This window comes from Streptomyces sp. NPDC059455, assembly GCF_042750115.1.
In the GTDB taxonomy this organism is placed as follows: Bacteria; Actinomycetota; Actinomycetes; order Streptomycetales; family Streptomycetaceae; genus Streptomyces; species Streptomyces endocoffeicus.
The window spans coordinates 2,497-4,677 of the sequence record NZ_JBHYVB010000400.1 but is presented as its reverse complement, the minus strand read 5'-3'; the positions used below and the strand labels follow the sequence as shown (position 1 = coordinate 4,677).

Annotated in this window: 1 protein-coding gene; it reads right to left on the bottom strand. The window is 73.6% G+C overall.

What is annotated here, in order from left to right; translation table 11 throughout:
- A partial coding sequence (locus ACFXB5_RS52765) for a type I polyketide synthase (RefSeq protein ID WP_385223064.1) occupies nucleotides 1–2,116 on the bottom strand: 2,116 nt, incomplete at its 3' end.
- Nucleotides 2,117–2,181: the final 65 nt, after the last annotated feature.

Below are 2,181 nucleotides of genomic sequence, written 5' to 3'. Positions count from 1 at the left end.
TCCCGACGCCTTCGCCCCACCCGGTGCCGTCAGCGGCGTCCGAGAACGGCTTGCACCGCCCATCGGCAGCAAGTCCTCGCTGCCGCGCGAACTCCAGGTACGCGCCCGGGGTGGCCATGACCGTGACGCCACCGGCCAGCGCGATCCCGCACTCACCGGACCGCAACGCCTGCGCCGCAAGGTGAATCGCCGTCAGCGACGAGGAACACGCCGTGTCGATCGAGACTGCAGGCCCCTGCAACCCCAGCGAGTACGCCACGCGTCCCGACGCCACACTCGCCGTCGTCCCGGTCATCCCGTAGCCGCCGGCGCCGTACTGTCCCCCGGCTCGGTAGCCGGAGGTGATGATGCCGGCGTAGACGCCCGTGTCGGTGCCGCGCAGCGAACCCGGGGTGATGCCCGCGTCTTCCAGCGCCTCCCAGCACGTCTCCAACAGCAACCGCTGCTGCGGGTCCATCCCCAACGCCTCACGCGGACTGATCCCGAAGAACTCCGCATCGAACTCACCAGCGCTGTCCAGGAAGCCACCCACCGGGGCGTAACGCGCACCCTCGTCATCGCCCGGCTCAAGGTCCGGCAGGCCTGCCAGGTCCCAGCCGCGGTTCGACGGGAAGCCTGCCATCGCGTCGGAGCCACCGGCGACCAACCGCCAGAAGCCCTCCGGCCCCTCGGCTCCACCCGGGAACCGGCAGCCGATTCCGACGATCGCCACCGGCTCATCCGTGCCGACACGGACCGCCGGCACGGCGCTCTCGCCGAGGGGCTCGGCCGTTCCGCACGCCTCTGTCACCAGGTGCCGGGCGAGTTCCAGCGGGACGGGGTAGTCGAAGACCAGGGTGGCGGGCAGGCTCAGGCCCGTCTCCGCGACCAGTCGGTTGCGCAGCTCCAGCGCGGTCAGGGAGTCGAGGCCCAGCTCGCGGAAGGCCCGCTGGGGATCGATGTCACCGGGGCCGGCATGGCCCAGGACAGCCGCCGCAGCCGCCCGGACGATCTGCAGGACTTCCTGCTCGCGATCGGCGGGCGAGAACTCTGCCAACCGGGCCGCCAGGCCGCCCGCGTCCGGAGCCGCAGTCGCGGACCCGGCCGCGGTCGGGCGGGCGGGGGCACCGGCGACCAGGCCGCGCAGCAGCGGCGGCAGCGGCCTTCCGGGGCGGGACAGCGTCGTCAAGTCCAGCAGAACCGGAACGGCCAAGGGTGCACCCAACGCGGTAGCGGCGTCGAACAGCGCCAGGCCCATCTCGGTCGTCAGCGGCTGGACGCCACCACGGCGCAGGCGGGACAAACCAGTGCCGTTGAGGTGCCCGGTCATCTCCGAGGACTGGGCCCACAACCCCCACGCCAGCGACTGACCGGCCAGCTGCCGGCCGTGCCGGTAGGCGGCCAGCGCATCCAGGAATCCGTTCGCGGCGGCGTAACTCCCCTGCCCTGGGCTGCCCATGACGGCCGCGGCCGAGGAGTACAGCACGAAGCCCGCCAGGCCCGCGTCTTCGGTCAGCTCATGCAGGTTCCACGCCGCATCGGCCTTGGCCGACAGCACCTTTGCCATTCGCTCGGGCGTCAACGACTCCACGGTCGCGTCGTCGATCACACCGGCGGCATGCACCACCGCCGTCAGCGGACGGCCAGCGGCGACCTTGGCCAGGACCGAGGCGAGGGCGTCGCGGTCAGCGGCATCGCCCGCCTGCACGCGAACACTCGCCCCCGAGGCCGCCAACTCGGCGGCCAGGCGAGCCACTCCCGGCGCGGCCGGGCCGCGCCGGGACATCAGCGCCAGGTGCCGCATGCCACGGGCATCCACCAGGTGCCGCGCCAACTCCCCACCCAGCGCCCCTGTTCCGCCGGTGATCAGCACCGTGCCCTGCCGGTCCCACTCGGCCGGCGCGGTGTCGGGCTCCTCTGTCCCAGCCCGGGCCAGTCGGCGGCCGAACGCCACCACGCCGCCGCCGTCGGCAGCGGGACGGACCCAGACCTCCGGTTCGTCGGCATCCAGCACAGCAGCCAGAACGGTCTCCACGTCGGCGTCGTAGCTGGGGTAGAGCCCGGCTGACGAGTCGACATCGACCAGCAGGAAGCGGCCGGGGTGCTCGGGCTGGGCCGAGCGGACCAAGCCTGCCACCGCCGCGGGGGGGCGGGGCGGGGGGGGGGGGGGCGCCCGGGGGGGGGGGAGCAACCCCCCCGGGG